At 58.4% G+C, this 22,987-nt stretch carries 21 protein-coding genes; 11 read left to right on the top strand and 10 right to left on the bottom strand.

The window, feature by feature from the left end:
* The 4 genes from feoB to greB all read right to left on the bottom strand — a co-directional run.
* Nucleotides 1–1,301 (bottom strand): Fe(2+) transporter permease subunit FeoB (gene feoB / locus KHQ28_RS19650; RefSeq protein ID WP_211777656.1); only part of this gene is annotated, 1,301 nt, incomplete at its 3' end.
* 28 nt (nucleotides 1,302–1,329) lie between these two features.
* Nucleotides 1,330–1,557: a ferrous iron transporter A gene (gene feoA / locus KHQ28_RS19645; RefSeq protein ID WP_002920506.1), complete on the bottom strand. Its 228-nt coding sequence runs from the start codon at nucleotides 1,555–1,557 to the stop codon at nucleotides 1,330–1,332.
* Nucleotides 1,558–1,969: 412 nt separating this feature from the next.
* A complete protein-coding gene (locus tag KHQ28_RS19640; protein ID WP_004150056.1) occupies nucleotides 1,970–4,300 on the bottom strand; it encodes a Tex family protein in 2,331 nt (776 codons plus the stop codon).
* 100 nt (nucleotides 4,301–4,400) lie between these two features.
* Complete coding sequence (greB, locus tag KHQ28_RS19635; RefSeq protein WP_002920503.1) at nucleotides 4,401–4,874, bottom strand: transcription elongation factor GreB; 474 nt, start codon at nucleotides 4,872–4,874, stop codon at nucleotides 4,401–4,403.
* A 227-nt stretch (nucleotides 4,875–5,101) separates the two neighbouring features.
* Between greB and ompR the strand changes: the two genes are divergently transcribed.
* Both ompR and envZ read left to right on the top strand, forming a co-directional pair.
* Complete coding sequence (gene ompR, locus KHQ28_RS19630) at nucleotides 5,102–5,821, top strand: two-component system response regulator OmpR (RefSeq protein ID WP_001157751.1); 720 nt, start codon at nucleotides 5,102–5,104, stop codon at nucleotides 5,819–5,821.
* Nucleotides 5,818–7,173 (top strand): two-component system sensor histidine kinase EnvZ, encoded by a 1,356-nt coding sequence (envZ, locus tag KHQ28_RS19625; RefSeq protein ID WP_002920333.1) that lies wholly within the window; start codon nucleotides 5,818–5,820, stop codon nucleotides 7,171–7,173. Before ompR ends, envZ begins: the two co-directional genes overlap by 4 nt.
* A 77-nt stretch (nucleotides 7,174–7,250) precedes the next feature.
* On the opposite strand, the gene pckA is transcribed toward envZ, so the two are convergent.
* From pckA to KHQ28_RS19600, 5 genes are all read right to left on the bottom strand, one after another.
* Nucleotides 7,251–8,873, bottom strand: a complete 1,623-nt coding sequence (pckA, locus tag KHQ28_RS19620) for a phosphoenolpyruvate carboxykinase (ATP) (protein WP_002920331.1) — start codon at nucleotides 8,871–8,873, stop codon at nucleotides 7,251–7,253.
* Nucleotides 8,874–9,233: 360 nt separating this feature from the next.
* Nucleotides 9,234–10,118 (bottom strand): Hsp33 family molecular chaperone HslO, encoded by an 885-nt coding sequence (gene hslO, locus KHQ28_RS19615; protein WP_004188324.1) that lies wholly within the window; start codon nucleotides 10,116–10,118, stop codon nucleotides 9,234–9,236.
* An 18-nt stretch (nucleotides 10,119–10,136) separates the two neighbouring features.
* The gene (gene hslR / locus KHQ28_RS19610; protein WP_002920326.1) at nucleotides 10,137–10,538 is read right to left on the bottom strand and encodes a ribosome-associated heat shock protein Hsp15; all 402 of its coding nucleotides are present in this window, start codon (nucleotides 10,536–10,538) and stop codon (nucleotides 10,137–10,139) included.
* A complete protein-coding gene (gene yrfG / locus KHQ28_RS19605) occupies nucleotides 10,535–11,218 on the bottom strand; it encodes a GMP/IMP nucleotidase (RefSeq protein ID WP_002920324.1) in 684 nt (227 codons plus the stop codon). The genes hslR and yrfG overlap by 4 nt, the downstream gene beginning before the upstream one ends.
* 60 nt (nucleotides 11,219–11,278) lie before the next feature.
* On the bottom strand, nucleotides 11,279–13,408 hold the full coding sequence (locus tag KHQ28_RS19600; protein WP_004174025.1) for an intracellular growth attenuator family protein: 2,130 nt from the start codon (nucleotides 13,406–13,408) through the stop codon (nucleotides 11,279–11,281).
* Nucleotides 13,409–13,728: 320 nt separating this feature from the next.
* Here KHQ28_RS19600 and nudE point away from each other — a divergent pair, with 320 nt between their 5' ends.
* Nucleotides 13,729–14,289, top strand: a complete 561-nt coding sequence (gene nudE, locus KHQ28_RS19595) for an ADP compounds hydrolase NudE (protein ID WP_002920321.1) — start codon at nucleotides 13,729–13,731, stop codon at nucleotides 14,287–14,289.
* A 53-nt stretch (nucleotides 14,290–14,342) separates the two neighbouring features.
* On the opposite strand, the gene mrcA is transcribed toward nudE, so the two are convergent.
* Complete coding sequence (gene mrcA / locus KHQ28_RS19590) at nucleotides 14,343–16,901, bottom strand: peptidoglycan glycosyltransferase/peptidoglycan DD-transpeptidase MrcA (RefSeq protein ID WP_004185951.1); 2,559 nt, start codon at nucleotides 16,899–16,901, stop codon at nucleotides 14,343–14,345.
* A gap of 118 nt (nucleotides 16,902–17,019) precedes the next feature.
* Between mrcA and KHQ28_RS19585 the strand changes: the two genes are divergently transcribed.
* From KHQ28_RS19585 to damX, 8 genes are all read left to right on the top strand, one after another.
* A complete protein-coding gene (locus KHQ28_RS19585; RefSeq protein ID WP_004901059.1) occupies nucleotides 17,020–17,820 on the top strand; it encodes a hypothetical protein in 801 nt (266 codons plus the stop codon).
* A complete protein-coding gene (locus KHQ28_RS19580) occupies nucleotides 17,804–18,337 on the top strand; it encodes a PilN domain-containing protein (RefSeq protein ID WP_004174028.1) in 534 nt (177 codons plus the stop codon). Before KHQ28_RS19585 ends, KHQ28_RS19580 begins: the two co-directional genes overlap by 17 nt.
* Nucleotides 18,327–18,755: a hypothetical protein gene (locus KHQ28_RS19575; protein WP_004151403.1), complete on the top strand. Its 429-nt coding sequence runs from the start codon at nucleotides 18,327–18,329 to the stop codon at nucleotides 18,753–18,755. The genes KHQ28_RS19580 and KHQ28_RS19575 overlap by 11 nt, the downstream gene beginning before the upstream one ends.
* Nucleotides 18,745–19,128, top strand: a complete 384-nt coding sequence (locus tag KHQ28_RS19570) for a HofP DNA utilization family protein (protein ID WP_004889465.1) — start codon at nucleotides 18,745–18,747, stop codon at nucleotides 19,126–19,128. Before KHQ28_RS19575 ends, KHQ28_RS19570 begins: the two co-directional genes overlap by 11 nt.
* The gene (hofQ, locus tag KHQ28_RS19565) at nucleotides 19,061–20,305 is read left to right on the top strand and encodes a DNA uptake porin HofQ (protein ID WP_032418312.1); all 1,245 of its coding nucleotides are present in this window, start codon (nucleotides 19,061–19,063) and stop codon (nucleotides 20,303–20,305) included. The genes KHQ28_RS19570 and hofQ overlap by 68 nt, the downstream gene beginning before the upstream one ends.
* Nucleotides 20,306–20,575: 270 nt before the next feature.
* Complete coding sequence (gene aroK, locus KHQ28_RS19560) at nucleotides 20,576–21,097, top strand: shikimate kinase AroK (protein ID WP_002920267.1); 522 nt, start codon at nucleotides 20,576–20,578, stop codon at nucleotides 21,095–21,097.
* Between the two features lie 55 nt (nucleotides 21,098–21,152).
* Complete coding sequence (gene aroB, locus KHQ28_RS19555; protein ID WP_004150047.1) at nucleotides 21,153–22,247, top strand: 3-dehydroquinate synthase; 1,095 nt, start codon at nucleotides 21,153–21,155, stop codon at nucleotides 22,245–22,247.
* A gap of 84 nt (nucleotides 22,248–22,331) precedes the next feature.
* The coding region (damX, locus tag KHQ28_RS19550; protein ID WP_211777655.1) for a cell division protein DamX at nucleotides 22,332–22,987 on the top strand (656 nt) is incomplete at its 3' end.

The raw sequence follows: 22,987 nt of genomic DNA, 5'->3' as shown, positions 1-22,987 counted from the left end.
GCGCCGCAGGACATAAACGGCGCCATCATAATGGTCATCAGACGCTCGCGCGGCGCGTCAAGGGTGCGGGCGCCCATCACCGACGGCACGTTGCAGCCAAAACCGACAATCAGCGGGACGAAGGATTTCCCCGGCAGGCCGAGGGCTTGCATCAGGCGATCCATCACAAAGGCGGCGCGCGCCATGTAGCCGGAGTCCTCAAGGAAGGAGAGAAACAGATACATCATGCCGATCTGCGGCACCAGCGGCAGCACGGTGTTGATACCGCCGCCGATCCCCTGGGCGAGGAACACGGTCAGCCAGTCCGGGAAGTGCAGGGTGTAACCCAGCCATTGAATGCCATGCACAAAGATCGCGACCGAGCCGGCATCGAAAATCGGCTGCAGCGCGCCGCCGATGTTGATCGCCAGCAGGAACATCAAGTACATGACAAAGAGAAAAATCGGCAACCCGAGGAAGCGGTTGAGGATCACTTTGTCCATCGCGGCGGTGAAGCGGCTTGGTTCGGCGGTCAGGGTATTGCTGACGGCGTCGCAAATGGCGGCGATGGTCTGATAGCGCGCGTCAGCGATGTGCAGCGCCGGGTCGTCGATCTCGTCGCTGAGATTCGCCAGGGCGATATCCAGTTTATCGGCGGCGTCGCCGGCATAGGCCCGGCTGTAGATATCGCCCTCCAGCATCTGCAGACCCAGCCAGCGCCGCTGCCGGGTCGGGATCTGCGCTGACATCTGCTGCGCCAGCAGGTCAGCTTCGCGCAGCAGCGGCTGCGGATAGTGGACCAGCTCAAGATCGCTGTTCGCCTGATGACGGTCGAGGGCGATCTTCAGCGCTTCGATCCCCCGTCCGCGAGTCGATACCAGCGGAATGACCGGGCAACCGAGACGGGCGGCGAGGGCGTCGATATCGATCCGCACCTTCTGCTTTTCGGCGATATCCAGCATGTTCAGCGCGACGACGCAGGGGATCCCCAGCTCGAGCAGCTGCAGCGTCAGATAGAGGTTGCGCTCGAGGTTGGAGGCATCGACCACGTTAATCAGCATGTCAGCGTCGCCGCTCAGGATGTAGTGGCAGGCAATCTGCTCGTCCAGCGAGGTCTGCGAGGAGATGGTGGTCAGGGAGTAGGTTCCCGGGAGGTCGACCAGCGTGACCTGATGGTCAGTGGTGGCGAAAATCCCCTCTTTACGCTCAACGGTCACCCCAGCCCAGTTGCCCACGCGCTGGCGAGCGCCGGTCAGCTGATTAAATAAGGTGGTCTTGCCGGAATTAGGATTACCAATTAAACCAACGGTTAATTTTTGCATATTTCAGACTCTTGTGCCGGGCCAGCCGTTATTGTGCAACCGCTTCCAGTTCGATTAAGGCGAGATCTTTTTTGCGTAATACCAGACTGACGCGTCGGGTTTCAATATGAACAGGATCGCCGAGCGGCGCCACGCGAACCACATGAAAAGAGGAACCGGGCAGCATGCCGAGGGAGAGCAGTTTCTGACGGTATGCTGGGCTAATATCGCGAGAAAAACCGGTAATTTTCCACGCACTATCAGGTGTGAATTGCATAGGGCCTACTTGTCTATCGCTAACCGAAGAAGAATTTTCCGGACGCCTGGAGGCAGTTGCGCCGGGGACCGTAGCCAACGAAAAAAGAAAAAACGTTCTGTAATCGATGATAATGAGAATGGTTTTTATCATCAATACATATGATGCGCTGCAGGCTATTTTTAAAGTGAAAATCACCTTTTTATTGATATGCCGCAAAGTCAGCCTGTAATCAAAAATGCGCGAAATATTATTTCGGCGAGCTAATGTTTAATTAAGGTTTCTGAAGTTAACGAAATGAAAATATTAATTTCGCTACCTTTCAGGCGTGGAATAAAAGCAGGTTATCAGAAACAACTGAAGCTGTTTTGCGCGTGATGGCGATGGCCTGGTCATGAAAAAAAACTGCCCCTGAAAAAGGGGCAGGGAGAGTTTAGCGTTTTTTACCCATCGCTGCGGCGAGGGCATCCATCATCGCGCTGTTGCCGGCAGGCTGCGCCTCGCGACCGCGGGGTTTGGCGGCTTTCGCAGCCGGGCGATTTCCCTGCGGGCGCTCCTGACCACCGCCGCGGCGGGCGTTGCTGTCGCCCGGCTGCTCGTCGAGACGCATGGTCAGGGCGATACGCTTACGCGGCAGATCGACTTCCATCACTTTGACCTTGACGATGTCGCCCGCTTTCACCACGGTGTGCGGATCCTCAACAAACCGGTCAGAAAGCGACGAAATGTGTACCAGTCCGTCCTGATGAACGCCGATATCAACAAACGCGCCGAAGTTGGTGACGTTGGTGACGGCACCTTCCAGAATCATTCCCGGCAGCAGGTCATTCATGGTCTCCACACCATCGGCGAACTTCGCGGTCTTAAACTCCGGACGCGGATCGCGGCCCGGTTTTTCCAGCTCTTTGATAATGTCGGTGACCGTCGGGACGCCAAACTTCTCATCGGTGAAGTCCACTGCCTTCAGGTGGCGCAGCGCACTGCTATTGCCCATCAGATCTTTCAGCGCCTGCTGGGTGGCGGCCAGAATACGTTCGACTACCGGGTAAGCTTCCGGGTGAACGGTGGAGGCATCCAGCGGGTTGTCGCCGTGGTTGATACGCAGGAAGCCCGCGCACTGTTCAAAGGCTTTCGGCCCCAGACGGCTGACTTTCAGCAGCTGCTGGCGGTTCTGGAACTGACCATTCTCGTCGCGCCAGGCGACGATGTTCTGCGCCATCATGCGGGTCAGGCCGGCGACGCGGGTCAGCAGCGGAACGGAGGCGGTGTTCAGGTCAACGCCGACGGCGTTCACACAGTCTTCCACCACCGCGTCCAGCTTACGCGCCAGCTGGGTCTGGCTGACGTCGTGCTGATACTGGCCGACGCCAATGGATTTCGGGTCGATTTTCACCAGCTCGGCCAGGGGATCCTGCAGACGGCGGGCGATGGAGACCGCGCCGCGCAGCGACACGTCGAGGTCCGGAAACTCCTGCGCCGCCAGCTCGGAGGCGGAGTAAACGGAAGCCCCGGCTTCACTGACGATCACCTTCTGGGCGGTGACCTTCGGGAACTGTTTCTGCACGTCGAGGAAGAAACGCTCGGTTTCACGCGAGGCGGTACCGTTGCCGATGGCCACCAGCTCAACGTTGTACTTCTCACACAGCGCGGCGACGGCGACGGCCGCTTTGGCGGCCTGGCCGGTGTGGGGATAGATGGTATCGGTAGCGACCAGTTTACCGGTGGCGTCGACGACGGCCACTTTCACCCCGGTGCGCAGGCCCGGATCGAGTCCCATGGTGGCGCGCAGCCCGGCGGGCGCGGCCATCAGCAGATCGTGCAGGTTGCGGGCGAAGACGTTGATTGCCTCGTCCTCCGCGCGTTCGCGCACGGTGCCCATCAGCTCGGTTTCGAGATGCATCAGGACTTTGATCCGCCAGGTCCAGCTGACGACGCCTTTACGCCAGCTGTCCGCCGGGGCGTTATTCAGGCGCAGGCCCAGATGGTCGATAATAATTTGCTCGCCGTGGCTCTCTTTCGGCGGCTCGTCAAACTGCGGGTCAGCGTTTAAAGAGAGCTGCAGGACGCCTTCGTTGCGACCGCGGAACATCGCCAGCGCGCGATGCGACGGCACGGTGGCGATCGGTTCATGGTGATCGAAGTAGTCGCGGAATTTAGCGCCTTCCTCTTCTTTACCGCTGACGACGGTGGAGACCAGGTGGGCGTTTTTCCACAGATAGTCACGGACCTTCGCCAGCAGCGCGGCGTCTTCGGCAAACCGCTCCATCAGAATATAGCGCGCGCCGTCCAGGGCCGCTTTGCTGTCGGCTACGCCCTTATCGGCATCAATATATTTTGCGGCCTCCGCTTCCGGATCGTGGGCCGGTTCATTCCACAGCAGGTCAGCCAGCGGTTCGAGCCCGGCTTCGATAGCGATCTGCCCGCGTGTACGGCGCTTCGGCTTGTAGGGCAGGTAGAGATCTTCCAGTTCGGTTTTGCTGAGCGTGGTGTTGATGGCTTTTTCCAGCGCGTCGGTCAGTTTGCCCTGTTCAGCGATGGATTTGAGGATCGCCTGACGACGGTCTTCGAGTTCGCGCAGATAGCCGAGGCGAGTTTCCAGATTACGCAGCTGCGTGTCATCCAGACCGCCGGTGACTTCTTTACGATAACGTGCAATAAACGGCACGGTGTTCCCTTCATCAAGCAGGCGAACGGCAGCTTCTACCTGTTCGGCTCTGGCCTGAAGTTCACCCGCAATAATGCGGCAGAGCGAATCATTCATCATGGCTTTTAATTCATCTTTAGGGTCAAAAAACAGGGACTAGTTATACGGACTGACGGCTAAAAATACCAGCCGCGCCGGGCGTCTCTCGGAAAGTTCTTGTCTATTTAACGTATTCGATCTCGTTGACATACCAGCTGGCTTCGCCCGCCGGCGTGTTGACGATGGCCAGATCGCCAACCTCTTTTTTTAACAGTGCGCGCGCCATCGGCGAGTCGATGGAGATATAGTCTTTGCGGCCAAAAATTTCATCGTAACCGACGATGCGAAAGCGCTTGATATCGCCTTCATCGTTTTCAATCTCTACCCAGGCGCCGAAGAAGACTTTACCTTCCTGTTGCGGCGAGTAATCGACGATTTTCAACTGTTCCAGACATTTGGTCAGATAGCGGACCCGGCGATCGATCTCCCGCAGGCGCTTTTTGTTGTACTGGTAGTCCGCGTTCTCGCTGCGGTCGCCGAGGCTGGCGGCCCAGGTCACCTTTTTGGTCACTTCCGGACGCTCCTGGCGCCACAGGTAGTCCATCTCCTGCTTCAGTTTTTCATATCCCTCGCGGGTGATCAGCGGCGTTTTCATCGTGAGTTCAACCTTCTGACTGTCTGTCGTTGCGCACAATTTGTAGCGCGTAATAATACCGACAGGATAAATACTGTGTCTTATGATTAAATGTATACTTAACCTGCTGTTAAATATGCTTTGTAACAATTTAGCCTGGAATATATACCAGATTTAGCTGGTGAGCGCGCCGGGCTTTTTTGAGAATACGCACTGACTATCGCAGTGAACCTTTGGGAGTACAAACAATGCAAGAGAATTATAAGATTCTGGTTGTGGATGACGACATGCGCCTGCGTGCGCTGCTCGAGCGTTATCTGACCGAGCAGGGCTTCCAGGTTCGTAGCGTGGCGAACGCCGAACAGATGGATCGTCTGTTAACCCGTGAATCCTTCCACCTGATGGTGCTGGATCTGATGCTGCCGGGCGAAGATGGTCTCTCTATCTGCCGTCGTCTGCGCAGCCAGAGTAACCCGATGCCGATCATTATGGTGACGGCGAAAGGCGAAGAGGTCGATCGGATCGTGGGTCTGGAGATCGGGGCTGACGACTATATTCCGAAGCCGTTTAACCCGCGCGAACTGCTGGCCCGCATCCGGGCGGTGCTGCGCCGCCAGGCGAACGAGCTGCCGGGCGCGCCGTCGCAGGAAGAGGCGGTTATCGCCTTTGGTAAATTCAAACTGAATTTAGGCACCCGCGAGATGTTCCGTGAAGACGAGCCGATGCCGTTGACCAGCGGCGAATTCGCGGTCCTGAAGGCGCTGGTGAGCCATCCCCGTGAGCCGCTGTCGCGCGATAAGCTGATGAACCTCGCCCGCGGCCGCGAATACTCTGCGATGGAGCGCTCCATCGACGTACAGATCTCCCGCCTGCGCCGCATGGTGGAAGAGGACCCGGCGCATCCGCGCTACATCCAGACCGTCTGGGGTCTGGGCTACGTCTTCGTCCCGGACGGTTCTAAGGCATGAAACGCGTGCGCTTTTCGCCGCGCAGCTCCTTTGCTCGCACACTGCTCCTGATCGTCACCTTGCTGTTCGTCAGCCTGGTGACGACCTATCTGGTGGTACTGAATTTCGCGATCCTGCCGAGTCTCCAGCAGTTTAATAAAGTGTTAGCCTACGAAGTGCGTATGCTGATGACCGACAAACTGCAGCTGGAGGATGGCACCCAGCTGGTGGTGCCCCCGGCGTTTCGTCGTGAAATTTATCGCGAGCTGGGGATTTCGCTCTATTCCAATGAAGCGGCGGAAGACGCAGGCCTGCGCTGGGCGCAGCATTATGAATTCTTAAGTCAGCAGATGGCCCATCAGCTTGGTGGCCCCACAGAGGTGCGGGTAGAGGTCAATAAAAGCTCCCCTGTGGTGTGGCTGAAGACCTGGCTGTCGCCCAATATCTGGGTGCGGGTGCCGCTGACCGAGATCCATCAGGGCGACTTCTCGCCGCTGTTCCGCTATACCCTGGCGATCATGCTGCTGGCGATAGGCGGCGCCTGGCTGTTTATTCGTATTCAGAACCGCCCGTTGGTGGATCTGGAGCACGCGGCGCTGCAGGTCGGGCGCGGCATTATTCCGCCGCCGCTGCGCGAGTATGGCGCCTCCGAAGTGCGTTCGGTGACGCGCGCCTTTAACCATATGGCGGCGGGCGTGAAGCAGTTGGCTGATGACCGTACGCTGCTGATGGCCGGGGTCAGTCATGATTTACGAACCCCGCTGACCCGCATTCGTCTGGCCACCGAGATGATGGGCGAGCAGGACGGCTATCTCGCGGAGTCGATCAACAAAGATATCGAAGAGTGCAACGCCATTATCGAGCAGTTTATCGACTATCTGCGCACCGGGCAGGAGATGCCGATGGAGCTGGCGGATCTGAATGCGGTGCTGGGGGAAGTGATCGCTGCGGAGAGTGGCTATGAGCGGGAAATCGCCACCGCCCTGCAGGCCGGCGAGATTCCGGTACGTATGCACCCGCTGTCTATCAAGCGCGCGCTGGCGAATATGGTGGTCAACGCGGCCCGCTATGGCAATGGCTGGATCAAGGTCAGCAGCGGCAGCGAAGCGAGCCGGGCCTGGTTCCAGGTAGAAGATGATGGACCGGGGATTAAACCTGAGCAGCGGGAGCACCTGTTTCAGCCGTTTGTACGCGGCGACAGCGCCCGCAGCACCAGCGGCACCGGGCTGGGGTTGGCGATTGTTCAGCGTATTATCGACAATCACAACGGCCGGCTGGAGATTGGCTCCAGCGAACGCGGCGGGTTACTGATCCGCGCCTGGCTGCCGGTGCACCGGATGCTGGCGCCGATGAAACCCGCCAGGGAGAGCTGATCGCGCCCGCGGTTAGCTGCTCAGGATGTTGCACAATAAAAAGCCGGGCAAGCCCGGCTTTTTCACCTTTGCGCCCGTTAGCGCTGCGGTCCTGCCGCCACCAGCGCGGCGCCCGCTGGCGTATCGGTATACTTCTCAAAATTCTCAATAAACAGCTTCGCCAGCTGGTCGGCTTTTTCCTGCCACTGCTCCGGGGAACCATAGGTGCTGCGCGGATCGAGGATGTGGGTATCCACGCCCGGGAGCGCCGTCGGGATCTGCAGGTTAAACATCGGCAGGGTAAAGGTCTCCGCGTTGTCCAGCGAGCCATTGAGGATGGCGTCGATGATCGCGCGGGTATCTTTAATCGAGATGCGCTTGCCGGTGCCGTTCCAGCCGGTATTGACCAGATAAGCCTGCGCGCCAGCCGCCTGCATGCGTTTGACCAGCACTTCGGCGTACTGCGTCGGGTGCAGCGACAGGAAGGCGGCGCCGAAGCAGGCGGAGAAGGTTGGCGTGGGTTCGGTTACGCCGCGCTCGGTGCCGGCCAGTTTGGCGGTAAACCCGGACAGGAAATGGTACTGCGTCTGGTCGGCGGTCAGGCGGGAGACCGGCGGCAGGACGCCGAACGCATCGGCCGTCAGGAAGATCACTTTGGTAGCGTGACCCGCTTTAGACACCGGCTTAACAATGTTGTCGATGTGGTCGATGGGGTAGGAGACGCGGGTATTTTCGGTTTTTGAACCGTCATCGAAATCGACCGTGCCGTCGGCGCGTACCACCACGTTTTCCAGCAGGGCGTTGCGGCGGATGGCGTGATAGATATCCGGCTCGGCCGCTTCAGAGAGTTTGATGGTCTTGGCGTAGCAGCCCCCTTCGAAGTTAAACACGCCGTCGTCATCCCAGCCATGTTCGTCATCGCCAATCAGGCGGCGTTTCGGGTCGGTGGAGAGGGTGGTTTTGCCGGTGCCTGAGAGGCCGAAGAAAATGGCGACATCGCCTTTCTCGCCGACGTTGGCTGAGCAGTGCATGGAGGCGATGCCCTTCAGCGGCAGCAGGTAGTTCATGATCGAGAACATCCCTTTCTTCATCTCGCCGCCGTACCAGGTGCCGCCGATCAACTGAATGCGCTCGGTGAGGTTGAAGGCGACGAAGTTTTCCGAATTGAGGCCCTGCTCTTTCCACTGCGGATTGGTGCATTTCGCGCCGTTCATCACGATGAAGTCGGGCTCGAATTCAGCCAGCTCTTCATCGCTCGGACGGATGAACATGTTTTTAACGAAGTGCGCCTGCCAGGCCACTTCGGTAATGAAACGTACGCTGAGACGGGTATCGGCGTTGGCGCCGCAGAAAGCGTCGACGATAAACAGGCGTTTACCGGACAGTTGCTGGGTCACCAGCCCTTTCAGATGCTGCCAGGTTTCCTGCGAAAGCGGCTTGTTGTCGTTTTTACCTTTGCCTTTATCGGACCACCAGACGGTGTCGCGGGTGGTGTCGTCGCGCACGAGATACTTATCTTTCGGAGAACGACCGGTAAAAATGCCCGTGTCGACGGCGATAGCTCCCAGAGTGGTTAATACGCCACGTTCGTAGCCTTCCAGGTTCGGGTCGAGCTCTTCCTGAAACAACATGTCGTAGCTGGGGTTGTGGACGATATCCTGGACGTCATTGATACCATAAGCCTTGAGATCCTGCGGGGTTAAACCATGATTAACGCGCATGTCACTGCTCCTTAGCCAAGATGTACTGCTGTAAATTGTAGGGTTAATTGCCGGGTATTGACCGCGACCAGGCTCATAGATTTACGTATCTCGACATTCCTCAGAATGACGATAAAAACGGTGACTCCTGTCACGAAGTGGAGTGGATTATCTCAGGAAATGGGCGGATGGTGGGGTTAGATGTTTCTCAATGGTTAAAAAGTAATTAAAAAAACTGCCGAAATGTGAATGTAATCGCTTTCCTGAAATTAAATTACGTAACTCTTTCAGGGAAAATCGATTCAACTCGCGAATAAATTAAAAGTCAGGCACAACGCGACAAACAACATTGCCGCCCTGTGCCTGAGAAAGATGCGGGGATTAATGAACCTGCGGATCGGCCGGAGAGGCGTTATTACGGATCTCGGCGATGTCCATGGCATTGAAGATATAGTGGTTACCGCAGTAGTCGCAGTGCATATCAATTTCGCCTTCGTCGGCGAGGATGCTATCAATCTCTTCATCCGGCAGTGTCTTCAGCGCGCCGGCGCAGCGTTCGCGGGAGCAGGTGCACTTGAACTCCACGCTCTGCGGGTCGTAGACCGTGACTTCTTCTTCATGGTACAGACGCCACAGCACATCATTTGCCGGCAGGGTGAACAGCTCTTCCGCCTTAATGGTCTCGGTAAGCGTCGCCAGGTGCTCGAAGTCGGCAGTCTGGGCATCCTGCGCCGGCATCACCTGCAGCAGCATCCCGCCCGCCATCGGCTGGCCTTCATGATCGCCGGTGCGGATGATAAGGCGCGTCGGCAGCTGCTCTGAACGCTGGAAATAATCTTCCAGGCAGGCGGCCAGCGTATCGCCTTCCAGACCGACCACGCCCTGATAGCGCTCACCTTCTTCCGGAGAGATGGTAATGACCAGGTAGCCGTTGCCGACCATCGTTTTCAGATCCGCATCGTCCGCAATCTCGCCCTGCACGCGCGCGACGCCGCGCAGCTGCTGCTGGTTATTGCCGTTGATCACCGCCAGCTGTAAAGGGCCATCCCCCTGCAGCTGTACGGTAATGTCGCCGGCAAACTTCAGCGTCGCGGTCAGCAGACTGGTGGCGACCAACAGCTCCGCCAGCACCGTTTTGACCGGTTGGGGATAGGTGTGATTCGCCAGAATCTGTTCCAGGGTTTCCGACACCGTCACCAGCTCGCCGCGCACGGCATAGTTTTCAAACAGATAACGATGTAATTGATCGTGTTGAGTCATAATCATCTCTCTTTCTGGCGCGAGTTATTCACTCTCGCCGTGTTTAAATCTCATCAGGTCGCGGCGCTCTTTCTTGTCCGGACGTCTGTCAGGGTGCGGCATGGTCAGGGCGTTCATTTTGCGCGCCAGGGCCATTTTTTCACGCTTCTCGATACTCTCCGCCGTCTCTTCATACAGGTTGACGGCTTCGCTTGCCGGGCGGCGCTGTTCGGTAATGCCGATAATGCGCACCGTCCGCTCGTCGTTGCCCTGGCGCAGCGTCAGCATGGCGTCGAGTTCGACGATTTTTCCGGGTTTGCTACGTTGTCCGTTGTAATGCACCTTGCCGCCTTCAATCATTTCCCGCGCCAGCGCGCGGGTTTTGTAAAAGCGGGCGGCCCAAAGCCATTTGTCCAGTCTGACGGTTTCGGTGGGCTTCTCTTTCATCGCCTCTCCTTCGGGGTAAGCGAAGGGATCAGTCGTCGGTAATCATTCAGCCCCGGATGGCGCAGATACTGCTTTTCCGCCAGTCCGGAGTCAGGATTGGTAATACCCAGGCAGTAACGAATGCCAAACTCCCTCGCGGCATCCAGTATCGCCTCGCTGTCGTCGACAAACAGCGTTTTGTGCGCCTCAAGGCCAGTTTCCTCCGCCACGGCGCGCCACAGACGCTGATCCTCTTTCGGATAACCAAATGTGTGGGTGGAAAGTAATAAATCAAGGTGCGCGTCCAGGCCGGTGTGTTTGAGCTTCACCGCCAGATTGTGGGGATGGGCATTGGTCAACAGAATGCGTCGCTTACCGCAGGCCTTGAGAGCATCAAGGAACGGCACGGTATCCTCGCGCAGCGTGGCGCGCGGACCTTGTTCGCTGGTCATCGCACAAATATCCAAACCCAGGCGCTCGCTCCAGTAATCCAGACAGTACCAGTTTAGCGTATGCTGCACGGCGTGATACTCCTGGCGCATGGCCTCTTTCGCCTCCTGCAAATTGAGGCCGCGGGCGGCCCCCCAGGTTTCAGGCACCAGCGTTTGCCAGAAGTAGTTGTCGAAGGCGAGGTCCAGGAGCGTGCCGTCCATATCCAGCAGAACGGTATCGACCTCCTGCCAGGCGATATCAAAGTGCATGATGACTCTCCAGCGAGCGGAAAATGGGCGACAGGGTATCACACCCTGTCGCCGGGAAAATTAATCTTGCGAGTCAGATGAGGGGAGCAAAACCGGATTAAGGCAGCTTTCGTAATATTTCTGAATCTCTTCCATACGCTGACGATGGCGTTGATAACGACGCAGGGCCTGCACGGCGTGGTAAGCCATGCACCCCACCATTGACAGCAGCAGCAGGGTGATGCCCAGATAACGCCACAGGCCGCTGCGGTCGGGGATGCGATGCAGGTTGATATGCTGCGTGCCGTTGGCGTCAGTAAACAGGTTGGTAACGATACCTTCGGCATGGAAGGGGGTATGCATGAGCATACCGGCCAGCCGCCGCAGTTCGCCCCACTGCTCATGGGCCGGATAATCATACAGACTCACCGCCGGCCACGGCTGATTGACCAGTACGCTGCCCTCATCGCTGGCGATAAGAAAACCGCCGGGAGCCGGGCTGTTCAGCGCCTGCGCGGCCCGCGAGGTTTCGCGTATCACAAAGGGCGCGGTTGAGGTGGTCACCAGATTCTCCAGCGACTCGGCGCTGACCGGCCGCAGCAGCACGTTCACGCCATCCAGCTTGCCGGCGGTGGCGCGCTTGGTTAACGTTTCCCAGTTACGGGTATTGCCAAGATTGACCAACGCATTCTTCAGCCGCAGGCAATCATCCTTTGCCGAGCAGAGATCGTTAGTTTTCTGCACGATATCGCCGAAATCATCCAGTAGCACCATGCCTGATTTCTGAATGGCGGAGCGTAGGGCAGGGCTGACGCGGGAATCATCGTCGGTTTCCGGGTGCAGCTGGCGCTGGACGGACTGCATCAGGGCGGTCGCTTTGCTGACAATGTCAGACTCCGGCAGCGGCAGAGGAGGGGCGTCGTTCCACACAATCTGTGAACAATCGAAAGGCAGGAACGGCGAATCCTCTTTGGCGGACCAACTGCCCGGCGTGCGGATATTACACATCCCGGTACCGGTCAGGCGCAGCGTATCGCCAATGCGCACATGGGCTTTTTCCAGCTGGCTGACGGTAGTGGCTTCAATCGTTTGCGCGCCCTTCAGCCACGACAGGGTGAACTTAAACGGCATATTCAACGGTACGCTGGCCCACAGCATAATCACCACCACCAGGGCGCCGGCGGCGATAATCGCGCTGCGTAGCCAGTACTGCAGCGGGAAGTTTTTCACTTCATCATGAAGCGACAGGTAGCGTCCCTGACGGGCCACGTGGCGGTTGAGATAGATATCAATATCGGTCTGCTGCCCCAGGTCCTGGGCAATCCAGGGTTGCCAGTGGCGCGGATAGATGAGATCGATAATGCCCAGCGAGATGTTATTGATTTGCTCCTGATCGTTTTCGCCAAACAATCCCCAGCGCTTAGGGACGCCCCGCAGGCAATGGATTTCGCGCAGCGCGGCGCGACGCGGCGGGGCATAAATCCCCCACAGTCCGGCGGCGAGCAGCAACAAACCTGCGGCGACCAGCCAGGGGGTAAAGACAGCTGGCCCAATCAGGCTGAAATAAAAGAACAGAAAGGAGGCGACGATCAGGATCGCTTCGCGCAGCCCGTCCGGGCGATTCAGAGCGTGTTCTTCAGGCGTTTCCCGACGGATCTGCCGCAACTCTACCTGCTCGCTCTCTTCGCCGCGAATGGAGGCCTGGGTGGCCGAAGCGCGTTCCAGGGCGTAGCTTTGCGCTTCCTGGCGATAGTCGCTCAGGCTATGACCGTTAAGGGTGATAACCAGCGGCAGGCTGTCGGTGGGGATCAGCTCGACGCTGTTTTCATCGTTGATATGCTGTTCCCAGAACGGCGGCAGATGAACTTCAACCGAATCGAGGAAATAGCGCCATTTATTCGGCGCGTCGGTGGTGATCCCGTAGCGGGTGATGGCGCGTGTCACCGCATAGACGGTATCACTCTGTTCGTTCAGCGCCAGAGCGACAGGCGCGCTGGTCGCACCGGACGCCGGCACCTGCTGGGCGTGGCTCAACTCGGCAACATACTTCTCAATAGCCTGGCGCTCATCCGCAGGAAGCTGCCGCGTGGTAGCGTCGCTAAAGGCGTGCAGTAGGGGGAGTCGGCGGCGTCTGGCGTGAGCGCGATACCACCATCCGATGAGCAATACGCAGATTAGCAGAGCTGTAAGGAATATCAGAAAGGTGCCCATGCCCATCCCATCAAAGTTATTTTTTTCTTACGAAATCGTCGGTGAACGTGAAGACTAACGTCAAGCTGCAGTGTTAGCGGCGCACCTGCTTACAGGGTAGTGAATATGTCATGCAGCAGCGCACAAGCTTACCAAAAACGTTAAAGCGCAGAAATCGGTAAATTCTCAAAGCGAATTCAAGCTATTGACTTTTTTATCTTTATTACTTTCTCCCCTGCAGGGAAAAGGTTACAACTCTGTAAATAAGTAGCAATTTGGATTGCCGAAAGCGTGTTGCGTATCGCACAATGACTGCTTAATCACAGCATAGACCGATGACAATGAGCAAATCATTACAAAAACCCACCATTCTCAATGTTGAAACTGTCGCCCGTTCGCGCCTCTTTAATGTCGAAAGCGTCGATCTGGAGTTCAGCAACGGTGTGCGTCGCGTTTATGAACGTATGCGGCCTTCCACCCGTGAAGCGGTGATGATTGTGCCGATTGTGGATGATCACATTATTTTGATTCGTGAGTATGCCGTGGGGACGGAGTCCTACGAGCTGGGCTTCTCCAAAGGGCTGATTGATCCAGGTGAAACCGTGGATGAAGCGGCCAATCGCGAGCTGAAAGAAGAGGTTGGCTATGGCGCCAATAAGCTGACGTTTTTGAAGAAGCTCAGTATGGCCCCCTCCTACTTCTCCAGCAAAATGAATATCATGGTGGCGGAAGATCTCTATCCGGAGTCACTGCCGGGCGATGAACCTGAGCCGCTACCGCAGGTGCGCTGGCCGCTGGCGCAGCTGATGTCGCTGCTGGATGAAGAAGATTTTAACGAGGCCCGTAACGTCAGCGCGCTGTTTTTAGTGCGGGAATGGCTGCAGGCCCAGGGCCGACTCTGAACGAGCGTCCACGCTAAGCAGCAATAAAAAAGCGCCCGCAGGCGCTTTTTTTGTCAGAACAATTCGTGGGTTTCACCGCCGCCGTCAGTCAGGGTGGTGCCCACCTCACGGACTGCCTGCTGGGTGGGCTGGGTTCCTTCAATAAAGTACTCCGCCCGGCTATTGCCCCCGTTCGCCAACTGACCGGTGCTGCGGTCGATATTCACCGTGACGATACCCGGCGGCGGAGTTAACGGTTCTTCCGGAACGCCTTCCAGCACGCTCTTCATAAAGCTGTCCCAGGCCGGCTGGGCGCTTTTGGCACCGCCTTCATAGCCAGAGATCTGATCTTTAATCGCTCCGGAGGCGGTGGTCCGGCCAAGATCGCGACGATGATCGTCAAAGCCGATCCAAACCGAGGTCACCACGCCCGGTCCGTAGCCTGAGAACCAGGCGTCCTTCGAGCTGTTGGTGGTCCCGGTTTTCCCACCGATGTCATGCCGCTGCAGATCGCGTCCGGCGCGCCAGCCGGTGCCCATCCAGCCCGGCTCGCCAAAGATGTTGCTGTTCAGCGCGCTCTTGATCAGGAATGCCAGCGGTGTGTTAATCACATGCGGCGCGTATTCCTGTGCGCCGCTCTGCGCGACCAGCGACTGGTTGGCCTGCTCCAGCTGCGGCTGCGGCGGCACGTTGCCATTCTGCGGTTCCGCGGAGGTGGCGACATCTTCCACATCCTTGTTTTCCAGCACGTTGGATTTTGGCGTATCGCCGTAAATTACCGGTAAATCACACTGCGGACAGGCAATTTTCGGACGCTCCTCGAAGAGGACCCCGCCCTGATCGTTCTCAATCTTACTGATAAAGAAAGGATTGACCAGGAAGCCGCCGTTGGCCATCACCGAATAACCGCGAGCGACCTGCAGGGGCGTAAAGGAGGCTGAGCCCAGCGCCAACGATTCCGTGTGGACAATGTTCTGCGCCGGGAAGCCAAAGCGCTGCAGATACTCGGCGGCGTAGTCTACGCCCATGGCGCGCATAGCGCGCACCATCACCACGTTTTTCGACTGCCCCAGGCCCTGGCGTAAACGAATCGGACCGGCATACTGCGGCGGCGAGTTCTTCGGCCGCCAGTCGGAACCTGCGCCCGCATCCCAGCGCGAGATCGGCACATCGTTGAGCATACTTGCCAGCGTTAAGCCTTTATCCATCGCGGCGGTATAGAGGAACGGTTTAATGTTGGAACCGACCTGGCGCAGCGCCTGGGTGGCGCGGTTGAATTTGCTCTGGTTAAAGTCAAACCCGCCGACAAGGGCAATAATCGCGCCGTTTTGCGGGTTAATGGAGACCAGCGCTGAGTTGACGTCCGGGAGCTGGGACAGCCACCAGCTGTCACCCACCTTGCGTACCCAGATCTGCTGCCCGGCCTGCACAACGTCGTTGACTTTACGCGGGGTCGCCCCTTGCTGCGTATCAGAGATAAAGCGACGGGCCCAGCGCACGCCCTCCATCGTCAGCGAAACGGAGTCGCCGTTAGCCAACAGCGCGACAGCCTCCTGGGCATTCGCGGAGGTGACCACCGCCGGGAAAAGCGGACCGTAGCCAGACTGACGCTTCAGCGAATCGACGATCTTCTTCGTCTCCCACGGCGTTTCACCGACTTTCCACAGTACGCTGGCCGGGCCGCGGTAGCCGTGACGCATATCGTAATCCAGCACGTTATTGCGTACCGCCTGCTGGGCCGCCTGCTGGTTTTTGCGGGTAATGGTGGTATAGACCCGATAACCGTCTTCGTAGGCCTGCTCGCCGTAGCGATTCACCATCTCCTGGCGCACCATTTCACTCAGGTAAGGGGCGGAGAAGGCGATTTTCGGCGCGTGATAGCTGGCGTCGATGGGTTCGCTGCGCGCCTCATCGTATTGCGCCTGGGTGATGTACCCTTCGCTCAGCATACGCGACAGCACCACGTTGCGACGGGCGGTCGCGCGATCCATCGAATAGAGCGGGTTAAAAGTGGAAGGCGCTTTCGGCAGACCGGCAATCACCGCCATCTCACTCAGGGTCAGCTGGTCGATAGGTTTACCAAAATAGACCTGCGCCGCGGCGCCGACGCCATAGGCGCGGTAGCCGAGGTAGATCTTGTTCAGATACAGCTCAAGGATTTCATCTTTATTCAGCAACTGCTCGATGCGGATGGCCAGAAAGGCCTCTTTAATCTTACGCATCAACGTCTTCTCGGGGCTGAGAAAGAAGTTACGCGCTAACTGCTGGGTGATGGTGCTGGCGCCCTGGGAGGCGTGGCCTGAAAACATCGCCACGCTGGCGGCGCGGAAAATACCTACCGGATCGACGCCGTGGTGCTCATAGAAGCGGCTGTCTTCGGTGGCGATAAACGCTTTCACCAGCTCGGGGGGAATTTGCTGCAACGTCACAGGGATACGGCGCTTTTCGCCGTACTGCGCAATAAGCTCACCGTCGGCGCTATAGACCTGCATCGGGATCTGCAAACGCACATCCTTCAGGGTTGCGACGTCGGGGAGTTGCGGCTCTATGTATTTGTAGAGGCCAAAAATCGAGCCTGCTCCCAGCAGTACGCAACAGACTGCAAGGATCAATAGATACTTTACGAACTTCACCGGTGTTTTCCCATTTAGTTTTATTTGGGCAGTTTATAAACAAACGCGCGGTAGTATAAAGGCAAGCCAGGTGCATTGATATAGCCGGGCAGTTTTGCCGGATAAGGAGATCGTAAGCATGGCTTTCAGAAACTGGCGGCTTGGAATGCATATCCAACAGGATAGCATTGCCATTGTCGCGCTATTGCATGAACGTTCACACTGGGCGCTGCGCCGCTGGTGGCGTATCCCATTGCCGACGGGGCTGGTACGTCAGGGAATGGTGGCGGACGTCAGCGCACTCGGTTCGCGGCTGGCCGCCTGGCGGCGGGAGCTACCGGCGCAGCATCAGGTTAGTATCGCCTTTCCCGCGGTGCGCACACTGCAAAAGCGTCTTCCGTATCCCCAGTTCGCCCTGCGGGAGCGGGAACAGGCGACGTGGGTAGCCAGCGCCATGAGCCAGCAGCTGGCAATGCCTGCCTCCGCGCTATGTATTGATTATGCCCCCACCTCGCGGGATGACGGCTGGCAGGTTACGGCGGCGCAGCGGCTGGATATCAATGTTCTGCGGGAGCTGGCAGGGCGGCTGCGGCTGCGGGTGGCGGCCATCGTACCGGATGCCAGTGCGCTCGGCGCCTTTTTCCCCTGGATGACTGCGGCAGACCAGGGCCTGGCGTGGCGGGATGAAAAGCACTGGCTGTGGGCGACCCGTGAGGCCTGGGGCAGTGACGCCTGCGCTGATGTCGGGTCCTTAAGCCAGCTGGCGGGGCAGCTTCAGGTTCCGCTGCGCCTGTGTATTGACGCGGGCGATGAGGCCAGTCGCTTTGATGTCTGGCAAGTGATTCACCGTCGGCAGCCCCCGCTGCCAGCCGATGGCGATCGTTACGCCATTGCCCTTGGGCTGGCGCTGGGAGGCGGGCGGCATGACGCATGTCGTTAATCTTCTTCCCTGGCGCGACCTGCGTCGCCGCCAGCGCCTGCGCTACGTCCTGTTGTTAACCATCGGCATTGTGCTGCTGGGCGGGATGGGCCTGCTGGTGAGCCGAACGGCGCGTCTGCAGCGCGACTTCCTGGCGACGCTTCACACGACGGCCGACGCGCAGCTGCTCGCCTCGCTTAAGCAGCGCGAGCAGGCGATGCGTGAGGCGTGGCAGCAGCATCAACGGCAGCGCCAGCAGTACCAGCGCAGATCGGCGATCGCCGCATGGCAACCCAGGCTGCAGGCGCTGGCGGCAGATCTGCCCGCGCAGGCGTGGCTGACGCGGCTGGAGTACCAGGGCGTACTCCTCACGCTGGACGGCCTGGCCCTTAACCTGCAGGCGCTAACCAGCGTGGAGGCTGCGCTGACTCGCGTCGCGGGATTCGCGCCGGCAAAAGCCGGCGGGACCCAGCGCGACGCCGAGGGGCGTTGGCAGTTCAGTTTTACCCTGACGGGAGCGCGCGCTGATGCGGATTAACCTTCGGGGCGCCTGGACGGGGCTGCCGATCCTGCTCGCAATGGGGCTGTCGGGAGGCGGCGTGGCGCTCTGGCGCGATCTGCGCCCGCCGCAGGCGGCGGTAACCCGTGATGCGGCGTTGCAAACGCAGTGGCGGCGGATCATGGCGCTGCGCATCCCCGGCGAGGAAAATCCCGGGGCGCGCATCGACACGCAGTCATTTTCGCCCATAGCCATTCCGCTCTCCGGAGCGAAGCTTATCGCCTGGCGTCCGCAGGGAAGCGGCGGCGAGATGGAGCTGACCCTGTCCTGGTCAACGGTACCCGCGCTTTTTTCCTGGCTGGCGCGCTGCGGGATGAATCCGCGTTCGTTTTCGCTGGGCCGTGAGGCGCAGACGCTCCGCCTGCGACTGCTGCTGGAGGCGGAAGATGAGCGGTAAACGCTGGATCTTCCTGTGGCTACCGCTGTCGCTGCTGGCGGCCGAGCGTGACCCTTTCCAGCCGGTTGAGGATCCCTGCCGCACGGCGCAGCTTTCGCAATGGCGCTATGGCGGGGCGGTTGGGGATGATGCTGGCTGGACGGGGTTTCTGCAGGATGGGAACGGAAAGTGGCGACGGGTACGCATGGATGAGCAATTGCCCACGGGCTGGCGGGTGAGCCGGCTGACGGCCGGTGAGCTGGACATCGTCACGTCTTCGGGATGTGAACCGCCAGCGTGGCGCTGGCAACGTGAAGGGAAACAACATGATGCGATGGATAAGCCTGCTGCTTCTGCTGCTGCCGCTGGCGGTGGCCCCCGCCGCCCGCAATGATAAACCGGTTTCGCTGGTGATTGACGATGCGCCAGTGGCCCAGGTGCTGCAAGCTCTGGCCGAAATGAACCATAAGAATCTCGTCGTCGCGCCGGACGTCAGCGGCACGCTCTCCCTGCGTCTGCAGAAGGTTCCCTGGAGCCAGGCGCTGCGGGCGGTAGCGGATAGCGCGGGTCTCTCTTTGCAACAGCAGGGGACGGTCATCTACGCGCACACTCAGGCCTGGCAAAAGGCAATTCAGGCGCAGCGTGAAGCCGAACAGGAGAAACGCCTGCAGAACCTGCCCCTGCAGGCGGAGAGCGTGACCCTGCACTTTGCCGACGCTGAGGAGCTGGCTAAAAGCGGCGGAAAGCTGCTCAGCGCCAGGGGACACCTGATGGCGGACAAACGGACTAATCGGCTGCTGATCCGCGATGATGCCCGGCACCTGCCGGCGTTGAAGGCCTGGGCGCAGGAGATGGATCTGCCGGTCGGCCAGGTGGAGCTGGCCGCCCATATCGTGTCGATGAGCGAAACCAGCCTTCGTGAGCTGGGGGTGAAGTGGCGGCTTGCGGAAGCCGGAAGCCCGCCAGGCTCCGGGCAAATCACCACCCTAAGCAGCGATGTATCGGTAAACGATGCCAGCACCCGCGCAGGGTTTAACATCGGCAAGATCAACGGTCGCTTGCTTGAGCTGGAGCTATCCGCGCTGGAGCGCAAGCAGCAGGTCGAAATTATTGCCAGCCCGCGTTTATTGGCCTCCCACATGCAGCCTGCCAGCATCAAGCAGGGAAGCGAGATCCCCTATCAGGTTTCCAGTGGCGAAAGCGGCGCCACTTCGGTGGAGTTCAAAGAGGCGGTGCTGGGTATGGAGGTCACGCCGACGGTGCTGCAGCAGGGAAGAGTGCGGCTTAAGCTGCGAATAAGCGAGAATACGCCAGGCCAGGTGCTTAAGCAGGAAAACGGCGAAGCGCTGGCCATCGATAAGCAGGAGATAGAGACCATGGTGGAAGTTCGCAGCGGCGAGACTTTAGCGTTGGGCGGCATCTTTTCGCAGAAAAACAAAACCGCCCGCGACAGCGTCCCGCTGCTTGGCGATATCCCGGTACTGGGACGTCTGTTTCGTCGTGACGGGAAAGATAATGAACGTCGCGAACTGGTTGTCTTTATTACGCCACGGATTCTGGCAGTACGTTAAGCAGGTTTTTCATGCTAAACACGTTTCAGGTGTTTGACGTGAGGACGGATTTAGCATACAAGGGGTACCGATTTGAGAGTCGGGTACGACATCAATCCTCCCTTTATTGTCCGGCGATTTTATTCAGTTGCCAAACCAGCCGGAGTATTGAGATAATTTTTAGTCTGACTCTCGCTCTATTGCATATGAGGTTTCAGTTCATGCCCTGCGGCGCTGGGTGTCTGCGAAGCGGGTTTATCATTAACGAATAGTCTTAGTAGTACCGAAAAAATGGCAGAGAAACGCAATATCTTTCTGGTTGGGCCTATGGGTGCCGGCAAAAGCACTATTGGGCGCCAGTTAGCCCAACAGCTCAACATGGAATTTTACGATTCTGATCAAGAGATTGAGAAACGCACTGGCGCTGATGTGGGCTGGGTCTTCGATGTTGAAGGCGAAGAAGGCTTCCGTGACCGTGAAGAGAAAATTATCAATGAGTTGACGGAAAAACAGGGGATTGTGCTGGCGACTGGCGGCGGCTCTGTAAAATCCCGTGAAACGCGTAACCGTCTCTCCGCCCGCGGCGTGGTGGTCTACCTGGAAACTACGATCGAGAAGCAGTTGGCCCGTACGCAGCGCGATAAAAAGCGTCCTTTGCTACAAGTCGATGCGCCGCCTCGTGAAGTGCTGGAAGCGCTGGCTGACGAGCGTAACCCGCTGTATGAAGAGATCGCCGATGTGACTATCCGCACAGACGATCAGAGTGCGAAAGTCGTCGCGAACCAGATTATTCATATGCTGGAAAGCAACTGATTCTGGCTTAATAAAAGTGCGTCAGAGTAATAGTCATTGAGGTGGATGTCGCGTTATGGAGAGGCTTACTGTTACCCTCGGGGAACGTAGTTACCCGATTACCATCGCGGCTGGTTTGTTTAACGATCCAGCTTCCTTCCTGCCACTCAAGTCGGGCGACCAGGCTATGCTGGTCACCAACGAAACGCTGGCGCCGCTTTATCTGGATACCGTCCGCTCTGCGCTGGAGCAGTCAGGGGTCAACGTTGACAGCGTCATTCTGCCAGACGGCGAGCAATACAAAAGCCTGGCGGTGATGGATACCGTGTTTACTGCGCTGTTGCAAAAACCACATGGCCGCGACACCACTCTGGTGGCGCTTGGCGGGGGGGTGATCGGTGATTTAACCGGTTTCGCCGCGGCAAGCTATCAGCGCGGCGTGCGTTTCATCCAGGTCCCTACCACCCTGTTGTCGCAGGTCGACTCGTCGGTCGGCGGCAAAACCGCAGTGAACCACCCTCTCGGCAAAAACATGATTGGCGCCTTCTGGCAGCCGGTTTCCGTGGTAGTTGATCTTAACTGTCTGAAAACTCTGCCGAAGCGCGAGCTCGCTTCCGGACTGGCTGAGGTCATCAAGTACGGGGTGATCCTGGATGGTGAATTCTTCAGCTGGCTGGAAAACAACATTGATGCGCTGCTGGCGCTGGACGATACCGCCATGGCGTACTGCATTCGCCGCTGCTGTGAACTGAAAGCGGAGGTTGTGGCAGCTGACGAGCGTGAAACCGGGTTACGTGCTTTACTCAATCTTGGACATACCTTCGGCCATGCTATCGAAGCGGAAATGGGCTACGGTAACTGGCTGCATGGCGAAGCGGTGGCGGCAGGTATGGTGATGGCGGCACGCACGTCCGAACGGCTGGGGCAGTTCCGCGCGCAGGATACTCAGCGCATTATCGAGCTGCTCAAGCGTGCAGGCTTACCGGTACGCGGCCCGCAGGAAATGAGTGCGCAGGCGTATTTGCCCCATATGATGCGCGATAAAAAGGTACTGGCTGGCGAAATGCGGCTGGTGCTCCCGCTCGCAATAGGAAGCAGCGAGCTGCGCGGCGGAGTGCCGCACGATGTGGTTCTTGGCGCGATTGCTGATACTCAGCAGGCGCAACAATAAGAAGGTCTGGCCGCGTTCGCGCGGCGTTATCATTTCGGGTGATGTGCAATAATCGTGAGCATAAGCCTTTTAGTGGGGTGTTAAATGGATGATTTCAAACCAGAAGACGATATGAAAGCCGATCGCAACGATCGTCGTGCTGGTCGTTCCCGTCAGTCTTCCGAGCGTGATGCCGATCCGCAGATCAATTTTGACGATGTTGATCTTGATGCCGATGAAGGCCGTCCGACGCGCGCTGGTAAGGCCCGTCGCGAGCGTGAAGAGGAAGAGTTCGAAGAAGAACTGGATGCGCAAGACGAGGAGATGCTCGAAGAGCAGCCTGTAGAGCGTCGTCCGCGCAAGCGTAAAAAAGCGCCGGCCAAACCGGCCTCCCGCCAGTACATCATGATGGGTGTGGGGATTCTGGTGCTGCTGCTGTTGATCGTGGGCATCGGTTCCGCACTGAAATCGCCATCATCTTCCAGCCAGCAGACCGCTTCCGGCGAGAAGAGCATTAATCTGTCTGACGACCAGTCCGCCAGCATGCCTGCTGCCGGCCAGGACCAGACTGCCGCCGCTAACAGCACCTCACAGCAGGACGTAACGGTACCGCCTATTGCCGCGAACCCGACGCAGGGCCAGGCAGCGGTTGCGCCGCAGGGCCAGCAGCGTATCGAAGTTCAGGGCGATCTGAACAATGCGTTGACCCAGCAGCAGGGCCAACTGGACGGCGCCGTGGCTAACTCGACGCTGCCGACTGA

The organism is Klebsiella sp. 28, from assembly GCF_018223905.1.
Taxonomy (GTDB): Bacteria; Pseudomonadota; Gammaproteobacteria; order Enterobacterales; family Enterobacteriaceae; genus Klebsiella; species Klebsiella pneumoniae.
This window is presented reverse-complemented; position numbering and strand designations above follow the sequence as displayed.